Source organism: Komagataeibacter melaceti (assembly GCF_003403295.1).
Classification (GTDB): domain Bacteria; phylum Pseudomonadota; class Alphaproteobacteria; order Acetobacterales; family Acetobacteraceae; genus Komagataeibacter; species Komagataeibacter melaceti.
The window spans coordinates 1-5,538 of record NZ_QUWV01000152.1 but is presented as its reverse complement, the minus strand read 5'-3'; the positions used below and the strand labels follow the sequence as shown (position 1 = coordinate 5,538).

4 protein-coding genes and 1 pseudogene are annotated in these 5,538 nt (G+C 44.8%); 2 read left to right on the top strand and 3 right to left on the bottom strand.

All coding sequences use genetic code 11. From position 1 onward, the window contains the following. Positions 1-81 precede the first annotated feature (81 nt). Positions 82-579: an IS5 family transposase gene (locus DY926_RS18150; protein WP_116704084.1), complete on the top strand. Its 498-nt coding sequence runs from the start codon at positions 82-84 to the stop codon at positions 577-579. Positions 580-782: 203 nt separating this feature from the next. On the opposite strand, the gene DY926_RS14855 is transcribed toward DY926_RS18150, so the two are convergent. From DY926_RS14855 to DY926_RS17075, 3 genes are read right to left on the bottom strand one after another with little or no spacing between them, the layout of a single operon-like run. Further along, positions 783-2,417, bottom strand: a complete 1,635-nt coding sequence (locus DY926_RS14855; protein WP_116704083.1) for a glycosyltransferase — start codon at positions 2,415-2,417, stop codon at positions 783-785. 29 nt (positions 2,418-2,446) lie between these two features. Beyond that, complete coding sequence (locus DY926_RS18145) at positions 2,447-2,983, bottom strand: glycosyltransferase family 9 protein (RefSeq protein ID WP_116704082.1); 537 nt, start codon at positions 2,981-2,983, stop codon at positions 2,447-2,449. Continuing rightward, a complete protein-coding gene (locus DY926_RS17075) occupies positions 2,980-4,527 on the bottom strand; it encodes a methyltransferase domain-containing protein (RefSeq protein ID WP_148707808.1) in 1,548 nt (515 codons plus the stop codon). Before DY926_RS17075 ends, DY926_RS18145 begins: the two co-directional genes overlap by 4 nt. Positions 4,528-4,844: 317 nt before the next feature. On the opposite strand from DY926_RS17075, the pseudogene DY926_RS17895 reads away from it, so the two are divergent. Next, positions 4,845-5,450, top strand: a pseudogene (locus DY926_RS17895) (transposase); the annotation flags it as partial. Between the last annotated feature and the right edge of the window lie 88 nt (positions 5,451-5,538).

Genomic DNA, 5,538 nt, shown 5'->3' with positions numbered 1-5,538 from the left:
AAACGACGTCAATAACGACGTCGTTAACGACGGTAAGTTACCAGTCACAATCCTTACTCATAAGGCGGCCTCAAGCGGCCCATTACGACGATCCGTGCCCATCACAAGGCGGTTGGGGCCGCCAAAAAAAGGGGATACAGTGAACGCTGCAGAGATCGTGAGGCGCCTGGCCGCTCACGTGAAGGCTTTGGCACCAAGGTCTGCGTAGCTGCGGATGGACATGGCAAGGCACTGTCTTTCACGCTGTCGCCCGGACAGGCACACGAACTGCCATCCGCTTATGTCCTGCTCGACGATCTGCCGTCCCCACCGATCTATGTCGTCTGTGACCGTAGGTATGCCTCGCATAAATTCCGTGAATATTTCTGGAACCGGGGATCTCGCCCTGTCATTCCGCCAAGAAGGAATGATCCGGAAGTCGCCTGTCCCAAATGGGCTTACAGACACCGGAATCTGGTCGAAAATCTGTGGGCAAGGCTCAAGGAGTGGTGGGCTGTCGCGACCCGATACGAAAAGACAGCCGCGTCCTTTCTTTCCCTCATCCTCATCGCTGCTACAGCAGACTATATCAAGGCCTAACAGGCCCTACAATACGGTGCGTCCTCATTCACAACTTGGATGGCAGGACACCGGATCAGGTCGCCAGACAAGGGCCTCGGTGGCATGCCACCGAGGCCCTTGTCATCCCATCAACCCCAGACATAAAAACCGGGAACTCTCCTTTTGATAGGTAACAAAAAGAGGAGCACGTCAATGGACCCCAACAAGACCAAAAAATACCTTCAGGTCGAATATCTATCCAGCTCGATCATGTCAACTCTCAGTGTTTTTGTTTCGTTACTTCGAATTATCAATATTTCAAATTTATCTATGGATTTTGAAACATTAAACCTGAATCTGGTACTAAGATCAGAGATTATAGCTTCTCCGAATACTACGCTACCGTATTCTGCCGTTGCGCGTAATATAACATCCCCCTTTAACTCCCCGATAATAAAACACTCATATATACCCTTCTTTAAAGATATATATGGACCATATGATATCACATTTTCTTCGCACCAAATATAATCTTCGGAATCAAAGAAAATACGACCATTTCTCAAAATAGGGAAGGCGCTATCCTTAAATACGGAGTGTATTGAAAGATCTGTTGGAGATATAGCCAAGGTCTCTACGAAATCACTTAATCTACGTGTAGGTAAATATGTATATTGCATATCTTCCTGACAATCTTTACAATTTCGAATAGCATCGACTATTTCATTTGCATAGTCTGACCATGTCCGATACCGTCGAACAGCAATTTCTGCATTTAGTTTTGCAATCAGATTATCATCGATTGCCAGACGTTCCAGACCGGTTATAATATCTTTAATATTTTCTGGGTCTACCAACAAACAGCCCCCACCAGCCGCAATCTCTGTCATCGGCGGAATATTGGAAGTAAGGCAAGGCTTACCAAGCCACAGACTTTCTGCCAGAGGTAATCCATACCCTTCTGCAAGAGACACAAAAAGCGTAGCTCGACAACGCCTTATAATATCGGCCATTTTCTTATCATCTACAAATCCATGATAAATAATATTACCATTCGAAAAACGTACTAATCTCTGAACTTTTGCTACTACCTGATTGTTTATATTCCCAAACACATGAAGCTTTAAGTTTAAATCTAATCTAAGTTCACAAAGAGAAGTAAATGCTTCCAAAACTGCAACTTGGTTTTTATGCGGATAGAGAGAGCCCCACATACAGAACTCTATAGTTCCTCCATTCGATAGATTAGTTCCGATAAATTTCCGACATTCTACCCCAATCATTTCTTCTGGAAGCAGTATATATTGAAGAATCCTCTTGCTTGAATATGGAATACCACAACGTCCAAACCACGACGTCAAACATTGCTCAGAGTATTTTGAAACAGAAATTACGTTATCAACATTTGATAATGCGTTTGCGTAAATAAAAAATTTCAGTGATTGTGGGTATTCGGAAAACTCTTCCCCGAAATGGCTTAGTGGCATAATATCGTGGAATATATTCGTGATTTTTATATTGTGACTGTGGAGGTATCCAATGACAAAAGGAAGGTGCACAAAGGGATAACGTGGGTCCGGACTTTGAAATAAAGGAACTTCTGGCATTAAAAGTTGGGCATTTTTGATCTTGTCCAAATGTATCGGCAAACCATCACTCTCACTCGCGTTAAATCGAGGCCCGTTGAACAACTTAATGCGTTCCCTGAATGGCTCTTCTGCATGAACAACAGCCTGTAATTCTTGGTTCCATCTAACAGGCAAAAGAGTTATGCTGGGTATGCTCTGAAGAGCCGTACCAAGATTTCGTACAACACGCTGGATACCACTATTTCCAGAGTCGCGACCAGTAAGATGGATAAAATAGTAAAGATGCATGTACCTGAACCAACTTTATTTTTATGGATTTAAAGAGAATTGGAATTACAAGATATAGCAATCCGTAGTTCTTCGTATGCCATATCGGGGCTTACTCCTCGTAGACACGCAAAATCATTAGAACAAACTGGTTTGTCACAAGGTGAGCAAGGGGGAGTACGAGCAATTGTTAATACCTTAGGACCTCGTGGCATCCATTCCTTCCAACTGTGACGGCCACCGAATATACATAGAACCAACTTCCCCATACTGGCAGCCAAATGAGCAATGCCTGAGTTATTAGCCACTATAAATGGCGCGGCATGAACCATCGCCGTAACTTCAGACCAACTAGTTAATCCGCAATAATTTTTCACACATTCTGTCGGAAAGGAACGAACCAGTTCGTTGGCAGCGGCGCGGTGTGAAAGTGAACCGCATAGGACAAAGGACTGTCCATCCTCAATGCCAATTTCGAGAAAACGACGATAGTGCCCGAGAGGCCATTCTCGCAGACCTTCATTAGAGAAAGGAGCAATAACAGCGGGAGGACATGCATAGTTATTTGTAGTATTGTATCGGGTCATTTTTCTGTTTTTTCTATAAAAATATTATTAATAGTTGGGAGAGTCAATCTTGCTGCAATTAGGTGAGATAAAAGAAGCATTGCCTCTTGCTGGTGAATGTCCCCTCCAGCCCCACTTTTTCTGACTTTAATACCATTAAAAAACCATTTCTTTGGCATATTTTCTGCTCTATAAATTCTAATTTCAACACCATCTAAAGAATATGGAGCATCAAAATAAACTTTGTTCATTCCATTCAGTGTGATTTCACCTGCCTGAAGTATTATCCGTCCACTATCTGTGCATATGTCATAACGAAGCTTTTCTCCTCCATCTAAACAATCAATCAAAAACTCAAATTCATACTGACCTGTAGCAAATGCACAATGAGGCCCCCAGATAAGGCATTCTTCCGCAGCCGTTACCAAGTCTATATCGATATGAATATATGAAGAAGTGCGGCTACCCCCTCTAAATGCAAAAGATGACGGAGATATAATCCACTGCTCAACACGCCCATCAACTGTCGGCGATGGAAGGTCTAAGCTAATATCAAGCCAAGGAAATGAATTATAATTATTAAATCCTGAACGATAGCGAGCATTAATACATTGCAGAAGTATACGACTATCTACGAAATGTCTGAAATCGACAGCAAGATCAAATGTTTTTCCTTCAATCATCGCCTTGAAGGTTCTTATTATGAGATCACGAGGAGGATTAGGCTTCGCGGACGAATCCTCACTAAACATATCCAAAGTTAAAATTTCATCAAAAAGGCCGCTTGATTGTGCATTGCTTAGGTTCCACGATCCACATACCAAGGATATTCTAGCCGAAGGGAATGTCTCTTTGATCACCTTCATCGCCAGATCGGCAAGTTTGAAATCTCCACGATGATCCAACTTTAGGATGATTACAGAATTAATTCCTGCTGAAAAAGGACTGATTAGGTAAGTCTTTGTAGGACCGCTGTCTGCGGGAACAAGTAAAGGCTGAGGAAGAGAACTAAGGAATGTTGCTTCATTGACTACTTGATTTGCCCAGGTCGGTCGGGCTATACGCTCAACCACTAGAACAATACGTTTTTGCCCGCTAGGCAACTGCTCCAGAGGGGATGAATAATCGTAATTTCGATCATCATCTTTCAATAATCGAACTCGACACTCATTCATATCAATAGCTTCTTCGACCTGCAGTAACAGCGTAGCAGGCGTATAAAATCTAATTGATGAATCCGTATATCTCGAGGGAAGCCTTAATTTTCGCTCAAAAAGGAACTGGTGCGGCACCGTAATTACCAGACGACCTCCAGTCGCTAATTTTTCGAAAGCCTCTCTAATTAGGGCGCGAGGGTCATCTATTTGCTGCAAAACATTGCGCATAAGAATGCAATTTCGCCCAGATGTAAGATTCTGCAAGCAGGACTGTCCTGACGAAGCTGCATTAACCCAAATTACCAATCCCGTCATAATATCGTCTGCAGTATCAGGGAGAACGCCCCCTATTACAGCTATATCAATGGCATCTTTGTCTACAAACTCCGCAAGGAAGTTGCTATACATTTTCTTGTCCCTTACCAACAAAGTTGAACGCCTCATAGAAATATAGTAAAAATTACTTGTAATTTATTAAATATACGCGATATGTCAAGTGTTATTTCCAAGACCCGTTAGGTCTTGATGTAGTCTGCTGTAGCAGAGATGAAGATAACGGAGAGAAAGGATATGGCTGTTTTCTCGTATCGGGTTGCGACAGATGTGGTCTCCATTTTCGAACAGGATGATAAGCTAGAGCACGTCCACTGAACTATGAATCGTGTGGGGTGACATGGGGCATGGATTGTGATTCACCGTTTCCATTGATAGAGATGGTGGTGGCGCGCCGTCCGGGCAAGCCACGCGGTTCGAGGCTGGACCGACATGAAGCCTTTATCGTCGGCATGATCGAAGCGCAGAAAGATATCACGCTCAACGAGATGGTAGCGGGCCTGAAGGATGAGCAGTCCGTCGGGATCGGCCGCAGCATGCTCAGTCGATGGCTGCGGCAGCATAGGTGGACATTCAAAGAAGACCGCACATGCATTGGAGCAGGAGCGCGAAAATACCCTGAAACGTCGGCAGGACTGGTTCGACAGCCAGCCTTGACCTCAATCCGCACCGTCGGGTCTTCATCGACGAAACCTGCCTCTCCACGAAGATGGCCGGTCTGCGTGGTCGTGCTTTACGCGGAGAACGCTGTCGGGCAGGCGTTCCTCACGGCCCACCACTTTCACCGCAGGCCTGCGCCTCACGGGCATGACCGCACCCTTCGTCCATGATGGCGCCATGAACAGCGGGATTTTTCAGGCCTATGTGGAGCATGTTCTCGTGCCGACGCTGAGCCGGGACGATATCGTCCTGCTGGACAATACAAGGTGCCAGGAGCGCGAAAGGCCATCGAACGAGTGAGGGCACAGATGATATTCCTCCCTCCCTATAGTCCTGATTGTTGATTTTCACTGAGAACTGACCCGGGTTTTTCATCAGGAATTGACCCAGCCATCTGCTATTTCAGGCATAGTCGGGCGGGCGGTC

Excerpts from the sequence above, each read along its gene's own strand:
- DY926_RS18145 (WP_116704082.1), bottom strand. The coding sequence starts at position 2,983 with ATGACCCGATACAATACTACAAATAACTATGCATGTCCTCCCGCTGTT.
- DY926_RS14855 (WP_116704083.1), bottom strand. The coding sequence starts at position 2,417 with ATGCATCTTTACTATTTTATCCATCTTACTGGTCGCGACTCTGGAAAT.
- DY926_RS17075 (WP_148707808.1), bottom strand. The coding sequence starts at position 4,527 with ATGTATAGCAACTTCCTTGCGGAGTTTGTAGACAAAGATGCCATTGAT.